The sequence below is a fragment of the Kaistella soli genome, from assembly GCF_019038595.1.
Taxonomy (GTDB): Bacteria; Bacteroidota; Bacteroidia; order Flavobacteriales; family Weeksellaceae; genus Kaistella; species Kaistella soli.
The window spans coordinates 471,659-486,247 of sequence record NZ_JAHOPF010000002.1 but is presented as its reverse complement, the minus strand read 5'-3'; the positions used below and the strand labels follow the sequence as shown (position 1 = coordinate 486,247).

General features: G+C 38.3%; 12 protein-coding genes. 6 read left to right on the top strand and 6 right to left on the bottom strand.

The features are described 5' to 3' along the window. The first annotated feature begins 54 nt into the window (after positions 1 to 54). Together pheT and KSK37_RS05305 are read left to right on the top strand one after the other, a co-directional pair. Positions 55 to 2,457 (top strand): phenylalanine--tRNA ligase subunit beta, encoded by a 2,403-nt coding sequence (gene pheT, locus KSK37_RS05310; RefSeq protein WP_217199875.1) that lies wholly within the window; start codon positions 55 to 57, stop codon positions 2,455 to 2,457. 214 nt (positions 2,458 to 2,671) lie between these two features. Continuing rightward, positions 2,672 to 3,070 (top strand): META domain-containing protein, encoded by a 399-nt coding sequence (locus KSK37_RS05305; protein ID WP_088360107.1) that lies wholly within the window; start codon positions 2,672 to 2,674, stop codon positions 3,068 to 3,070. A 65-nt stretch (positions 3,071 to 3,135) separates the two neighbouring features. On the opposite strand, the gene KSK37_RS05300 is transcribed toward KSK37_RS05305, so the two are convergent. The 6 genes from KSK37_RS05300 to KSK37_RS05275 all read right to left on the bottom strand — a co-directional run bounded on the left by KSK37_RS05300 (position 3,136) and on the right by KSK37_RS05275 (position 8,455). After that, positions 3,136 to 3,378, bottom strand: a complete 243-nt coding sequence (locus KSK37_RS05300) for a hypothetical protein (RefSeq protein WP_088360106.1) — start codon at positions 3,376 to 3,378, stop codon at positions 3,136 to 3,138. 37 nt (positions 3,379 to 3,415) lie between these two features. Continuing rightward, complete coding sequence (locus KSK37_RS05295; protein WP_217199873.1) at positions 3,416 to 4,738, bottom strand: hypothetical protein; 1,323 nt, start codon at positions 4,736 to 4,738, stop codon at positions 3,416 to 3,418. A 61-nt stretch (positions 4,739 to 4,799) separates the two neighbouring features. Further along, positions 4,800 to 5,690, bottom strand: coding sequence for a 3-hydroxybutyryl-CoA dehydrogenase (locus KSK37_RS05290; protein WP_217199871.1), 891 nt, complete (start codon positions 5,688 to 5,690; stop codon positions 4,800 to 4,802). Next, positions 5,691 to 6,581, bottom strand: coding sequence for a class A beta-lactamase, subclass A2 (bla, locus tag KSK37_RS05285; RefSeq protein ID WP_217199869.1), 891 nt, complete (start codon positions 6,579 to 6,581; stop codon positions 5,691 to 5,693). It lies immediately after the preceding gene. A gap of 31 nt (positions 6,582 to 6,612) precedes the next feature. Beyond that, entirely contained in the window at positions 6,613 to 7,434 is an 822-nt protein-coding gene (locus tag KSK37_RS05280) for a M23 family metallopeptidase (protein ID WP_217199867.1), read from the bottom strand. A 58-nt stretch (positions 7,435 to 7,492) separates the two neighbouring features. Beyond that, positions 7,493 to 8,455: a Gfo/Idh/MocA family protein gene (locus tag KSK37_RS05275; RefSeq protein ID WP_217199865.1), complete on the bottom strand. Its 963-nt coding sequence runs from the start codon at positions 8,453 to 8,455 to the stop codon at positions 7,493 to 7,495. Between the two features lie 158 nt (positions 8,456 to 8,613). Between KSK37_RS05275 and KSK37_RS05270 the strand changes: the two genes are divergently transcribed. The 4 genes from KSK37_RS05270 (at position 8,614) to KSK37_RS05255 (ending at position 14,575) form a co-directional block, all read left to right on the top strand. Further along, positions 8,614 to 9,264 (top strand): protein-L-isoaspartate(D-aspartate) O-methyltransferase, encoded by a 651-nt coding sequence (locus KSK37_RS05270; protein ID WP_088360100.1) that lies wholly within the window; start codon positions 8,614 to 8,616, stop codon positions 9,262 to 9,264. A gap of 150 nt (positions 9,265 to 9,414) precedes the next feature. After that, positions 9,415 to 12,711 (top strand): cytochrome c biogenesis protein CcsA, encoded by a 3,297-nt coding sequence (locus KSK37_RS05265; RefSeq protein WP_217199862.1) that lies wholly within the window; start codon positions 9,415 to 9,417, stop codon positions 12,709 to 12,711. 159 nt (positions 12,712 to 12,870) lie between these two features. After that, the gene (locus KSK37_RS05260) at positions 12,871 to 13,788 is read left to right on the top strand and encodes a ribonuclease Z (protein ID WP_088360098.1); all 918 of its coding nucleotides are present in this window, start codon (positions 12,871 to 12,873) and stop codon (positions 13,786 to 13,788) included. A 22-nt stretch (positions 13,789 to 13,810) separates the two neighbouring features. Beyond that, positions 13,811 to 14,575 (top strand): TIGR02757 family protein, encoded by a 765-nt coding sequence (locus KSK37_RS05255; protein WP_217199860.1) that lies wholly within the window; start codon positions 13,811 to 13,813, stop codon positions 14,573 to 14,575. Positions 14,576 to 14,589 lie beyond the last annotated feature (14 nt).

Genomic DNA, 14,589 nt, shown 5'->3' with positions numbered 1-14,589 from the left:
TATCCAAGAATGAAACCGAAAGGTAACATTGCCCTCAAAAAATAGGAACAGCAAATGAAAATCTCAAACAACTGGCTTAAAGATTACATCAACACTGATTTAAAATCAGATAAAATCGGAGAATATCTTACGGATATTGGTCTGGAAGTAGAAGGAATCGAAAAGTACGAATCTGTAAAAGGAAGCCTGGAAGGAATCATTATCGGAAAAGTATTAACGTGTGAGCAACATCAAAATGCCGATAAATTAAAGAAAACAACCGTTGACATTGGAAACGGCAAAATATTGAACATCGTTTGCGGCGCACCAAATGTGGCAGAGGGACAAACTGTTCCGGTTGCTGTAGTTGGCACAAAAATTTATGGTAAAGACGGAAGCTCATTTGCGATTAAAGAAGCAAAAATCCGTGGTGAAGTTTCTCAGGGAATGATCTGTGCGGAAGATGAGTTGGGTTTAAGCGACGATCACGGCGGAATCATGATTCTGGATGAAAATAAGTTTGAAGTCGGAAAAAATTTCGCTGATTATTTTGAACTTTCCAATGATGAAGTATACGAAATCGGGTTAACACCAAACAGAACCGATGCGATGTCGCATTATGGTGTTGCACGGGATTTGAACGCGTTCTTGGTTTCCAACCAGATGAAATCGGAGTTTGAAAAAACAGTTTCTAAATCTTTAACTGCTGAAGGAACTCATGATTTTCAGCTGGAAGTGGAAGATTCAGCATTGGTTCCAAGATATATCGGTGCAGTAATCGATAATGTAAAAGTTACCGATTCGCCGGACTGGCTGAAGCAAAGACTGAAATCCATCGGTCTGAGCCCGATTAATAATATTGTAGACATTACCAATTATATTTTGCATGGATTGGGCCAGCCGCTTCATGCTTTTGATGCGGGTCGCATTGCCGGTAAAAAAGTAAAAGTAGGCGTTAGTCCTGAGGGAGCCAAATTCACAACTTTGGATGGCGTTGAAAGAACGCTCAACGGTACCGAAATTATGATTAAAGACGGCGAAGATCATCCGATGTGTATAGCCGGAGTTTTCGGAGGTCAGCATTCCGGAGTGTCGGAAGATACAAAAACAATCTTCCTGGAAAGTGCTTATTTTAATCCGGTTGCAGTAAGAAAGGGAGCGAAATTCCATGGGTTGAATACCGATGCCTCTTTCCGTTTTGAACGCGGCGTGGATCCGAATAATACCAGAACCGCCATCACTCACGCCATTTCGATGATTGAAGAAATCACCGGCGGGAAAATGACAGGCGGACTTTTAGAGCATTACCCGGAAAAAATCGAAAACAATTATGTGATTTTAAGATTCTCTAAAGTCGAGCAGATTTTAGGAACAAAAATTCATAAAGAGAAAATAAAAGAAATTTTGAAATCGCTTGATATTGAGGTTCTCAATGAAATTCAGAACGGTTTGGAAATTTCTGTTCCCGCTTACAGAGCGGACGTTACGAGAGAAATTGATGTTATCGAAGAAATTCTAAGAATTTACGGTTATAATAAAATTGATGCTCCACAGAAAATCTCTTTTACCCCGGTTAAATTAAGTTCTGAAGATCAGGACGCACTGGAAAATTCCTGGGCGAGAACTTTACAGAGCAATGGTTTTAACGAAGTGATGAACAACTCGCTCACTTCCGTAAAAGATGAAACTGATGCTGTAAAACTGTTGAATCCTTTAAGCGGAGATTTAGCATTTATGAGAAAGTCTTTACTGGAGGGTCTTTTATCGAATGCAGATTACAATATCAAAAGAAAAAATCAGGATATTAAATTTTTCGAGCTCGGTAAAATTTATCTTAAAAAACAAAAATACGAGGAGAGAAAACAGCTGGCAATTTTGGTTTCCGGTAGAAATAGCGCTGAAAACTGGCTTCAGCCTAAATCAGCAACCGATTTTTATTACCTTAAATCGTATGTGAAAATTCTTCTGGACAAACTGAACCTGAATATCACGGAAAAGGATCTTGAAGATGCCCGTTTTTCTGATGCTTTGGAACTGACTTCCGGAGGGAAAACGATTGCAAGATTAGGTAAAGTTTCTCCAGAATTACTGAAAGACGCGGATATTGATCAGGAGTGTTTTTATGCAGAAATTGAGTTGGAAAACTGTCAGGAACTGCGGCCAAAAGGAAATCTGAAGTTTACTGATATTCCTAAATTCAACACCATAAGAAGAGATCTTGCTCTACTGATCGACAAAAATGTAACTTACGGCGAACTGTATCAGTCTGCAAAGAAGAATCCATCAAAATATCTTAAAAACATCAATCTTTTCGATGTGTATGAAGGCAAAAATCTTCCTGAAGGTAAAAAATCTTATGCACTGAGTTTTGAGCTGCTGAATGAAGAGAAAACTTTGGAGGAAAAAGAAATCAATGAAGTGATGAATTCTTTGATTAAGAATTTCCAGAAAGAATTTTCGGCAGAACTTCGGTCATAAAAATTCAAACATTAATAATAAAAAGCATCTCATCCGGGATGCTTTTTGTTTTATAAAAGCTTTATTTGTGCATAACCGCGGATAAATAAATTATATTACTTAAATTTGATCAAACAAAAAAAGCTCATGCAACCGTCTTCTATATTTGGTCAGGAAAAGATATTTATAGAGAAAGGATTTGCATATCATCATTAAAAATAAAAGATAACGACTTATGAAAAATATTTTTTTATCAATATTTGCTGCTGTAACATTGGTTTCCTGTGCATCAATGTCGACATCTAAAGTAGGAAGCACCCAGGTGAACATCGCAGGCACGAAATGGACCCTGGCTGACCAGGTGAAAGGGAAAACGCCGACGCTCAATGTGGAGGCTGGCAAAATTACCGGTAACGGAGGCTGCAATAACTATTTTGGGGAACTTTCTCTGGATCCTACAGCGGGCAATTTTTCAGCTAAGAATATTGGTGCAACTAAAATGGCCTGCCCTAATATGGAAGTAGAAACTCAGTTTTTCAGCATGTTGAACGCCGCCACTAAATATGTGGTGAAGGGAAATACACTCGAGTTATATAAAGGGAATCTTCTCTTGCTGAAATTCAATAAATTATAGCATTTTTTTCTGTAATAACCATAAAAAAAAGGAACTCAAAACTGAGTTCCTTTTTTATTTTTTATTTATTCTTCGTCTTCTTCCTCATCATATTTTGCGAGTTCGTCATCGCACCATTTGAAGGCTGCTTCTACAACTTTGGTAGCTTCATCTGCCATCGTTTCCTCATCGTCACCTTCCAAATCATCCAACCATTCAACTTCCTCTTCTTCTACATTAAGGATAAATCTCGGATATTCCGTGTGAACAACAAATAAATCTTCAGGAAAATCTGAATTGTCGGCTAATAAAAATTTTGGTACTTTCATTTTTCTAATGTTTAAACTTCTCCAAAGATAAAAAATTTTATTGATATTTATTCTCGTCGATTTTAATTTTTCTTAAAACTTTGTATTTGGTCAAAGTATTCGTTTGAAGCGTATCCTTAGGCACAAAAGTAACTTTCACATTTGGGTTGACGGTGCTGATCAGTTCGGCAATCTGCATCCTGTCGAGTTGTTCTTCGTTTTCCATATAGAAATTGATCCGGCCTTTTTCGAGCTTTTCAGATTTCAGGAATTTTGTTATTTCCCGACGGTTTTCAAGATAGTTTCCTTTTGAAAGCCAGGTGAATACAAAGCCGGTTATCAAACTTAAAACTGTAATTCCGTAGGTAGGTTTTCCGAAAATCTGATACATTTTTTTGAAATAAACCAGCCAGATTGGAAAGGAAAATGGTGCCATAAGACGGTAATCAATTGGATTTACCGAATAGAAATACTGAATAAAGAATGAACAGATAATTCCGGTAACTCCAGTGAACACAGAAAATTTCTCTGTTTCTGAAAGTCTGCTTTTAATGAAGAGAAATACAATCAACAGAATATTCAAAAAACCGATGCTGTAAATTCCGTAATTAATGATTCCGCCGGCTGGATTTGCGATATGAATAAACGGATTAAATGTTGTTGCCAAACCCTGAAAAAGTTCCACCAACAGTTTGGAGGTTGGATGAAGCCCTATTTCTAAAAACTGGTCAACGTATTTTTCATTAAAATAATCAATAAAAAGAAATTTATACAAAACCACGAAAGCAAAACCCACAAGTCCGGAAAAGATAAAAGTTCTGCCGTAGTGTTTCCTGTAGTTCCAAATTCCGAAAAGGAAAACTCCGCCCATGATAAAAAGTGCCGGATAACGGATGTTGTAAAGAACCAACAGTGACAAACTCAAATAGAGAAATGCTTTAAAGCCCTTAAGTTCCCCAATAATGATCTGTCTTGCCACAAAGAGAAATATGAATAAAAATGGCAGAATCAGAGATTCGCTCATCGTGTAGGAAAATATGGAAACGAAACTGAAAAGTCCGCCTATTAAAATGGTTTCTTTCAGATAGAATTTCTTTTTCCAGGCGAAATAAATGATGAAAAGATAAGCAAGAATTCCTATTGTTTTACTCGCCCAAAATTCATCCATACCCAATAAGGTAAAGAATTTTAAACTCAATGGATAACCCATTGGCGTCGTGGTATTATCAATTACAGGAAAAACATTTGCAGTCCGCATAAACCGGATAGAATCAGGATTGGTTCTTCCTTTTTCGTTCAGCAGGAAACGTAAAACGGTAAAGATAACAGTAGCAAAAATCAGAAGAATCTGAATTCTTTGTTCGAGGACTTTTCTTCTCATTTTTTATTAATAATTTGAAAGCGCTGTCAGCATTTTAAGCTCTGACAGCGCCTTTGATCATCTACTTTAGGAAGACTCTTGATACTTTCTCAGCTTTTCTGCTTTCAGAATAATCATAAAAACCTTCACCAGATTTTACACCCAGTTTCCCTGCAGTTACCATATTAACCAACAAAGGATTTGGTGCGTATTTCGGATTTTTGAAACCGCCATGCATTACATTCAGAATGGCCAGACAAACGTCGAGTCCGATAAAATCTGCGAGCTGCAAAGGTCCCATTGGATGTGCCATACCAAGTTTCATTACCGTATCAATTTCCTCAACACCGGCAACGCCGTTGTAAAGCGTTTCTATGGCTTCATTGATCATCGGCATTAATATTCTGTTCGCCACAAAACCTGGATAATCGTTTACTTCAACCGGCACTTTTCCCAAAGTTTTGCTCATTTCGGAAATCTCATCGAAAGTGGCTTTGGAAGTGGAGTAGCCTTTAATGATTTCCACAAGTTTCATTACAGGAACCGGGTTCATAAAGTGCATTCCGATTACTTTTTCGGGGCGTTTTGTTACCGAAGCGATTTTAGTAATGGAAATGGAAGAAGTATTGGTGGCGAGAATACAGTTTTCAGGAGCTAACTCATCCATCTGTTTGAAAATTTTCAGTTTCAAATCGAGGTTTTCTGTCGCTGCTTCCACGATTAATTCAGCATTTTTTGCAGCATCCTCCAATTGGGTAAAAGTAGAAATATTGCTTAAAGTAGCTGCTTTCTGTTCTTCGGTAAGATTGCCTTTCGCAATGATTCTGTCCAGATTTGCAGTGATTGTTTTCAGTCCTTTTTCTAAAGCTTCAGTAGAAACATCTACCAAGTTGACGTTAAAGCCGGTTTGAGCAAACGTGTGAGCAATTCCGTTTCCCATTGTTCCGGCTCCGATTACGACAATGTTTTTCATTTATTTATTTTTATGAGTTGAATTAAAATAGTCCCATACTTTTTTAGAAATATCAGAAATCATTTTAGTATTTACCGCTTCCGATTCCGTCGAATCGATCACAAAAACTGTAATCGCATAATGTTTTCCATCGGGAAGGGTAATGATTCCTGAGTCATTTTCAGCAATGGTCAAATTGCCGTCTTTTCCGGAAGAGCCGGTTTTGTGGGCAATCGCTGTTCCAGCTGGAAGCTGTTCCTTTAATTTGTTGGCGCCGGTGGTTGTTCCCAGCATGATATTCATCAAGTATGCTGTCGATTTTTCAGAAAGAATTTTCTTTTCGAAGAAACTTTTATAAAGCAAACTTAGAGATTTTACCGTCGTATAGTTCGGGTACAGATATTCTTTTCCTTTGTGCATCCATTCTTCATTATACTTGATCTGGAATTTTTTTATGCCTTTCGAATCCATGAATTTCTGCACGGTTTGTGTTCCGCCAATTAATCTCAGCAAGATATCGCAGCCGTTGTTATCGCTTTGCGCGACGGTATACTTGATAATTTCATCCACCGTCAGTTCTACATTTGCGTTCGGATATTTATCGCGAAGCGGACTGTGTGTGTTTTCCAGTAAATCGGATTTCTTTAGCGGAATTTTCTGATCAAGTTTCAGCTTTCCATGGTCAACTTCATTCAGCACTGCTGCGGCAATATGGAATTTAAAAACGCTGAGCATCGGCAGTTTTTTGTCTGCATTTTCATTATTAAATTCGTACGGAAAATCGATTCCCTTGACAGAAACAGCTACGGTGGCATTTTTGTCCTTAGTTATTTTAAGAATTTCTTTCTTTAAATTCTGAGAAAAATTTAATACAGAAATAAAAAGCGCAAATAGTATAAACTGTTTTTTCATAAGGAAATAATGATGCAATGATCAATTAAAATTACAAACTTCGGGTATAAGTTTTGCCCTCAGCAAGATAAACAGGAATTTCACTTTCTGCAACATTAAATTTAGTTTTAATAAAGGTCCGGTCGCCGTTGATCCGGTTGATAAAAACCGAAAAATGCAGATGCGGTCCGTTGGAAAAGCCCGTGTTTCCGCTGTAACCAATGAACTGTCCCTTTTCGATTCTGTCCCCGGGTTTCAGATCTGTTCCGTTTTGTTTTAAGTGTGCATAATCGGCGAAAGTTCCGTCGCTGTGCATGATAAGAACCTTATTAGCAAATTTCGCGCAGGAAATATCGGGGCAGCTCTGGGAATTGTTTTTTACAACTTCCACCACAGTTCCTTCACGAGCGGCAAAAACTTTATCGCCGGTTTTTAAATTGAAATCAAGGGCTGCAGCGTTCTGGTGGGAAAATTTCCCGTTATAACCCTGAAAGATGAGCTGGGTTTTTCCTTTTTCAAAAGGTAAAGAATAACTGTAATCAGTGTCATAATTTTCCTGCAGCACATTTCCGAAATTGTAGGTGTTGGTGTACGAAAACATATTGGCTGCATTTGGTTTGACCGGTGCCAGTTTTGCGACAGGAAATTTTTTGGTTTTTGGTGGAATGACAACAATCTGTCCGTTTTCCAGCGTAGAAGTCATGTTCTGAAGTTTGAAGCTGAACTTTGCTGACATCGGCATTTCTTCGTTATTATCAGCGAAAATCTGTGCATTACTTCCGTTGACCTCGTTATAAAAGCGGATATTCCAGCTTTTCTGGGAAAAACAGAAGAGGGATATTAAAAGAAATGTAATCGAAAATGTTTTTGTCATTAAAAAAAGAATTTCACGTGTTTTACTCCTAAAATTTATCAGGAATATTTTTACAGATTTACGAAATCATTTTCATGATTTCCAGCGCCACTTTCAAAGCCTCGGTTCCGTCTTCCAGGGAAACTTCTACATTTTTATTTTCAGTAATAGCTTCAGCAAAACTTTCAAGTTCGTCTAATATGGCATTGTTAGGCTGAATGTTTGGATATTCAAAAATAATCTGGTTTTTTTCGCCTTCTGCGTTTTCAATGATCATATCGAAATCGGTCGGATGTTCCGGCGCCTCTTTCATGCGGATCACTTCTGCTTTTTTCTCAAGAAAATCTACCGAAATATAAGCGTCTTTCTGGAAAAACCGTGATTTTCTCATGGCTTTCATCGAAATTCTGGAGGTTGTTAAATTTGCCACGCAGCCGTTTTCAAATTCGATTCTCGCATTCGCGATATCCGGAGATTTCGAAACTACGCAAACGCCTGAAGCATGAATGTTTTTTACTTTAGATTTCACTATCGAAAGCAGAATATCAAGATCGTGGATCATCAAATCCAGAACCACTGAAACATCAGTTCCCCGCGGATTAAATTCTGCAAGCCGGTGAATTTCAATAAACATCGGATCGTTGATGAATTCTTTTGAACCGATGAACGCCGGATTATATCTTTCAACGTGACCTACCTGAGCTTTAATACCAAATTCTCGGCATTTGTAAAGGATCTCTTCAGCTTGCTGCAGGGTTTGGGTTACGGGTTTTTCAATAAAGAAATGCTTGCGGTTTTCAATCGCTTTTATCGCATAATCGTAATGGTAAAGGGTGGGAGTTACAATATCCAGCATGTCGATTTCCTGCAAAAGGTCTTCGAATTTTTCAAAATACCTGTACCCGAATTCGGCTTCGAGTTTTTTTCCGTTTTCTTTGTCGGCGTCGTGAAAACCGATTAATTCGTATTTTTCCGACTGATTCAATAATTTTAAATGGATTTTACCAAGATGTCCGGCTCCAACTAAACCTGATTTTAGCATAGAAAATTTATTTTTTCAAAGATAAGAAATTGGGCTGAAATACATGATTAAGGTTTGAAGAGAATCCAAAGGGTTTTTGTAAAGTCGGATAAAATATGTTAGTTTTGTTTTTTGTCGGGATTTAACCTCAATCCCGCATCTGGAAACCCGTAACAATTATGCAGGATACATTTTTACACAAAGGAAAAAGAAAGTTTTTGGTACAATATCTTCGGGAAAAAATAGGAATTTCCGACGAAAAGGTTTTGAAGGCGATGAATGAAGTGCCGCGCCATCTTTTTCTGGAAAGTATTTTCGAGGATTACGCCTATGAGGACCGTGCTTTCCCTATTTTGGCAAAGCAAACCATTTCGCACCCTTCCACAGTTGCTGAACAGAGTGAACTTTTACAGCTTCGCGGAAAGGAAAAAGTTCTTGAAATCGGTACAGGATGCGGTTACCAGACTGCAGTTCTGGTGGCCATGGATGCGGTGGTTTATACAATTGAAAGGCAGAAAGAGCTTCACGATTTTGCGGTTAAAAAACTTGGAGCGCTTCATCTGCGGCCGAAATTCCAAAGTTTTGGCGACGGTTTTGCGGGACTTCCCACTTTTGCGCCTTTCGATAAAATTCTGGTGACCTGCGGTGCTGAAACTTTGCCGACCGAGCTGCTTCATCAGTTAAAAGTGGGCGGAATGATGGTAATTCCATTGGGAAAAACCGATGAACAGATACTGACGAGATTTACCAAAAAATCGGAAAAAGAATTCGAGAAGGAGGAATTCGGCGCTTACAAATTTGTACCGATGCTGAATAATACCAACCAATAATCATTATAAATATTTTTTTCGGAAAACGCTTTATTTTGCTTCGCAATTTTTTTCAAACCTGATAAATAACATACCCCAAATTCGCTATTTCAAAATATAGAATGTATTTTTGCAACTATTTGAATTTTATAAATCTGATAGTTTCTTACAATGAAAAAAATACAGAGTATTCTTATTTCTACCCGTACGATGGCGATTTTGTTGCTGGTTTATGCATTTGCAATGGCGTACGCTACTTTTCTTGAAAACGATTACGGAACACCTACCGCAAAAGCACTGATCTATGAAGCCAAATGGTTTGAAGGCGTAATGCTTCTTTTAATACTAAATTTTATTGGAAATATTTCAAGATACCGTCTGTGGAGACGTGAAAAATGGCCGGTTCTAATCTTTCACCTATCATTTATTTTAATTTTCATTGGTGGCGCTATTACCCGTTATATCAGTTATGAAGGGATTATGCACATCCGTGAAGGTGAAACTTCCAATGAAGTGATTACCGATAAAAATTTCTTTAAAATTCAGATCGAAGAAAAAGGGGATATTTTAAATTATCAGGATGTTCCTTATCTGATGTCACCTCTTCATAAAGATTTAAAAGCGAGCTACGATTATCATGGCAAGCAGATTTCAGTAAAAGCAACAGATTTTATTCAGAGAAAAAAGGATAGTCTGGTTACTGATAATAACGGAACAGAATTTTTGCATGTAGTTTCAGCAGGAAATACAGGGCGTGAAAATATCTATATCAAAGCCGGTGAATCCAAATCGATCAACGGAACTTTAGTTACATTTAACCGGGCAATTGAGGGCGCTGTAGAATTTAATAATACCAGCGGGAATTTAATGATAAAAACTCCTGTGGATGCCTCATTTATGACGATGGCAACGCAGGCAACGGGAACTACGAAAAAAGATGAATATCAGCCGTTAGTTCTTAGAAGCTTATATACAGTAAATGATCTGAAACTGGTTGTTCCTGAAGGTTTGAAGAAAGGAAAACTGATTGCTTACGAAGGCGACCGTAAAAAAGACAAAGACGTATCAGATCAGCTTACTGTAGAAGTGCAGGGTCCAAAAACAAAACTTCTTGTTGATTTACCGGTAGAAAAAGGAAATCCTAACGCATTTAAGCAGATTTCTCTTGACGGGATGAATATTATCCTCGGTTTCGGACCGAAAGTATATAACACGCCTTTCTCTCTAAAATTAGAAAAATTCGTGATGGAAACTTATCCGGGAAGTTCATCGCCAAGTGCTTATGAAAGCCACGTGCAGATTATCGATAACGGAAAACAGACGCCTTATAAAATTTATATGAACCACGTTTTAAATCATGGCGGTTACCGCTTTTTCCAGGCGAGTTTTGATCCGGACAGAAAAGGAACTGTTCTTTCCGTAAATCACGATTTCTGGGGAACTTTAATTACCTATATCGGTTACTTCTTCCTGTTTGGAGGCATGTTTGTGATTTTCTTCTGGAAGGGAACGCACTTCTGGAAACTTAATAAAATGCTGAAGGATGTAAACCGTAAAAGGATTACAATGGCACTGCTGCTTTTGCTGAGTATGAATTTGTCTGCTCAGAAAATTGATACCCATGGTACCGACGGATCTTCAAAAACGACTCATTCTGCAAATGATGGCCACAATCACGGTGATGTAGATTTACTTTCAGAAGAACCTGCACCTAAAAAACAACAGAATTCATTAGCCCTAAGAACACCGCGTCAGATTACAGCCGATGAAATTATTGCTAAAAATACCATCAGTAAAGAACATGCCGATAAATTCGGTTACCTTCTGGTTCAGAATTATGAGGGAAGAATTGTTCCTGTAAGTACACAGGCACTGGATGTTCTAAGAAAGCTTTACAAGCACGATAAATTTAACGGCACGGACGGAAAATCTCTTACTGCAGAACAGTGGTTTCTCTCAATTAATACTGATACAGCAAGCTGGACGATGGTTCCGCTGATTAGAGTTGGATCTAAAGGCGGAGAAGAGTTGAGAAAAAAAACCAAAGCTGATTATAAAGATCCAAAGTCTTTGGGTGATCAGTATTACACTTCTTTAATGAATCTTTTCCCGGCAGATGCAACCGGCGCGCTGCATTATGTTTTGGAAGAGGATTATCAGGAAGCTTTCCGGAAAAAACCGGCAGAGCAGACCAATTATGATAAAGAAGTAATTGCGGTGAATGACCGTGTTCAGGCATTTAATGAGTTTTTCAGCGGTCAGTTTATGAGAATTGTTCCGGTACAGAATGACCCTAATAATACCTGGCATTCATGGCTCGATCAGAATTTTGAACCGGATATGGAAGCCCAGAAAGTGATGGGACCATATTTCTCAGAAGTTTTGGCTGCTCAGAAATCCGGAAACTGGAGTAAGGCTGACAGCGAACTGCAAAAACTTTCCCAATATCAGCAAACCTGGGGGAAAAACGTGGTGCCGGCAAAATCAAAAGTTGATTTGGAAGTTTTAATGAATAAAGTGAATATCAACTTTCACCTTCTTATTTTTTACTCCATCATCGGCGGATTACTTCTCTTGCTTGGATTTATTGAGTTATTCAAACCGAAAAAAATCCTTAATCATTTAATCCGTGGACTTATTTTAGTCGGATTAGTGGGGTATTTCTTCCAGTTCTTAGGTTTGGTGGCGAGATGGTATATATCCGGTCATGCACCGTGGAGTAATGGTTACGAAGCTATTATTTTCATCTCTTGGGTAGGAATTACCGCGGGATTACTGCTTTACCGAAATTCGAATGCACTTATTCCGGCGGCAGGATTTATGGTTGCGGTAATTATGATGGGGTTTGCTCATGGCGGATCCGCGCTTGATCCTCAGATTACTCCGTTGGTTCCTGTTCTTAAGTCTTACTGGCTGATCATTCACGTAGCGATTATTACCGCGAGTTACGGCTTTTTCGGATTGTCGATGGTTATTGCGGTCATTGTACTGATGTTTTATATCTTCTCCAACAGAAAGATATTTAAAATTCATAATGATACCACGATAAAGGAATTGACGATTGTCTCTGAAATGGCACTTACAATCGGTCTTTACGCATTAACGGTAGGAACTTTTCTCGGCGGTATTTGGGCAAACGAATCCTGGGGAAGATACTGGAGCTGGGATCCGAAAGAGACCTGGGCTTTTATCTCGGTAATGGTTTATGCATTTGTATTGCACATGCGTCTGGTTCCGGGTCTGCGCAGCAGATGGTCTTTCCACGTAGCGTCCCTTTTTGCGATCAGTACCATTGTGATGACGTACTTTGGGGTAAACTATTATCTTACGGGCCTTCACTCTTACGCAGCGGGCGATCCGGTTCCTGTTCCGGCTTGGGTGTATATTGGTCTGGCTTCAATGTTTACCTTATCAGCCGTTTCTTACGTATGTTTCAGGAAATTGAAGAAATCTTCCAAGACAGTATAAAACTAAAAATCCCGAACATTGTTTCGGGATTTTTTTATTTCTGTTCTTCTGTAAAAATCTTATTATAGATAATTTCTAATTCAGCTTTCTATTTATTATCATTAAATATTCATTAGATTTGTAGCTTAAACAACTGGCATTTAACATCATCAAAATACTTTGAGTACTTATCTTACCATTCTCGGCTTCAATTCAGCAATACCAACGGTGAATTCATCACCAACCGCACAGTTTCTCGAAATGGAAGAACGTGCTTTCCTGATCGATTGTGGTGAAGGAACCCAGGTTCAGCTCCGAAAAGCTAAAGCCCGATTTTCAAAAATCAACCATATATTTATTTCTCATCTGCATGGGGATCACTGTTTTGGTTTACCGGGACTTATAGCGTCTTTCAGACTTTTGGGAAGAGAAATGCCGTTGCATGTTTACGGACCGAAAGGTATTAAAGAAATGCTCGAAACCATTTTCAGGATTACTGAAACGCATAAAGGTTTTGAGATCGTTTATCACGAACTTGAAAGCAAAAAATCAGAAAAGATATTCGAAGACAACAGGGTAGAAGTGTTCACCATTCCCCTTAATCACAGGATTTACTGTAACGGATATCTCTTTAGGGAAAAACCGAAGGAAAGACATTTGAACATGGCAGAAATTTCGAAATATCCGGAAATCGAAACCTGCGACTATCACAACCTTAAACTCGGTAAAGATTTTAAACTCAGTGACGGCTACGTTTTAAAGAACGAAATCTTAACAACAGAACCAACAAAATCGGTTTCCTATGCATTTTGCAGTGACACCCGTTATCTGGAAGCTATATTGCCGGTTATTGAAAACGTCGACGTCCTTTACCACGAATCTACTTTCCTTCATGATCTTAAAGAAATGGCCGATTATACCGGTCATACCACCGCTTTGGAAGCCGCACGCATTGCAAGAAAAGCGAACGTCGGTAAATTGATTTTAGGTCATTTTTCTAATCGATATCACGATTTGAATGTCTTCACCGATGAAGCAAGAGAAGTATTCCCGAATTCTTTTCTGCCAAAAGCTTTGGAAGCTGTAAAAATCGGATAATTATTAACACTGGAATTTATTAATGACATTTTCAGAACTGAAAACTTTTCTCGATGAAAAGGCAGATTTTTACAATAATCTCGATTTTATTGAAAATGATCCCATTCAGATTCCGCACCGCTTTTCACTGAAACAGGATGTTGAAATCGCCGGATTTTTAGCCGCAACCATTTCGTGGGGAAACCGCAAATCAATCATCAATGATGCCGAAAAAATGATGGATTTCATGGGGAATTCACCTTACGATTTTGTGAAGAATGTGTCGGAAAAGGATCTTGAAATTTTAGAGGGAAAAAGTATTCACAGAACATTTAACGGTGAAGATTTCAGGGAATTTATACTGAATTTAAAAAGAATCTATATCGCTCATGACAGTATGGAAAGCCTGTTTTTAATGCGTGAAAATGAGGAAAACTTTTATCATGCACTTGAAAGATTCAGACAGGATTTTATTGGAGAAAATGTTCACAGAAGCCGGAAACACGTAAGTTCTACGTACAAGAATTCCTCTGCAAAAAGACTGATGATGTTTCTGCGCTGGATGGTGCGGAAAGACAGAAAAGGCGTTGATTTCGGAATCTGGGAAAATATCGGTCAGCAATATCTTTCCGTTCCGCTGGATGTTCACACCGGAAATATTTCCAGAAAACTTAATCTCGTTCAGAGAAAACAGAACGACTGGAAAACCGTTGAGGAAATGGATCTTGTATTAAGAAAGTTTAATGCTGAAGATCCGGCGAAATACGACTTTGCGCTTTTTGGCTTGGGTGTTTCGAAGGATTTTTAAGTAAATTTGCATAA

Bases quoted from the DNA above. Each gene is read 5' to 3' on its own strand.
- pheT (WP_217199875.1), top strand. From the start codon at position 55: ATGAAAATCTCAAACAACTGGCTTAAAGATTACATCAACACTGATTTA.
- KSK37_RS05305 (WP_088360107.1), top strand. From the start codon at position 2,672: ATGAAAAATATTTTTTTATCAATATTTGCTGCTGTAACATTGGTTTCC.
- KSK37_RS05300 (WP_088360106.1), bottom strand. From the start codon at position 3,378: ATGAAAGTACCAAAATTTTTATTAGCCGACAATTCAGATTTTCCTGAA.
- KSK37_RS05295 (WP_217199873.1), bottom strand. From the start codon at position 4,738: ATGAGAAGAAAAGTCCTCGAACAAAGAATTCAGATTCTTCTGATTTTT.
- KSK37_RS05290 (WP_217199871.1), bottom strand. From the start codon at position 5,690: ATGAAAAACATTGTCGTAATCGGAGCCGGAACAATGGGAAACGGAATT.
- bla (WP_217199869.1), bottom strand. From the start codon at position 6,581: ATGAAAAAACAGTTTATACTATTTGCGCTTTTTATTTCTGTATTAAAT.
- KSK37_RS05280 (WP_217199867.1), bottom strand. From the start codon at position 7,434: ATGACAAAAACATTTTCGATTACATTTCTTTTAATATCCCTCTTCTGT.
- KSK37_RS05275 (WP_217199865.1), bottom strand. From the start codon at position 8,455: ATGCTAAAATCAGGTTTAGTTGGAGCCGGACATCTTGGTAAAATCCAT.
- KSK37_RS05270 (WP_088360100.1), top strand. From the start codon at position 8,614: ATGCAGGATACATTTTTACACAAAGGAAAAAGAAAGTTTTTGGTACAA.
- KSK37_RS05265 (WP_217199862.1), top strand. From the start codon at position 9,415: ATGAAAAAAATACAGAGTATTCTTATTTCTACCCGTACGATGGCGATT.
- KSK37_RS05255 (WP_217199860.1), top strand. From the start codon at position 13,811: ATGACATTTTCAGAACTGAAAACTTTTCTCGATGAAAAGGCAGATTTT.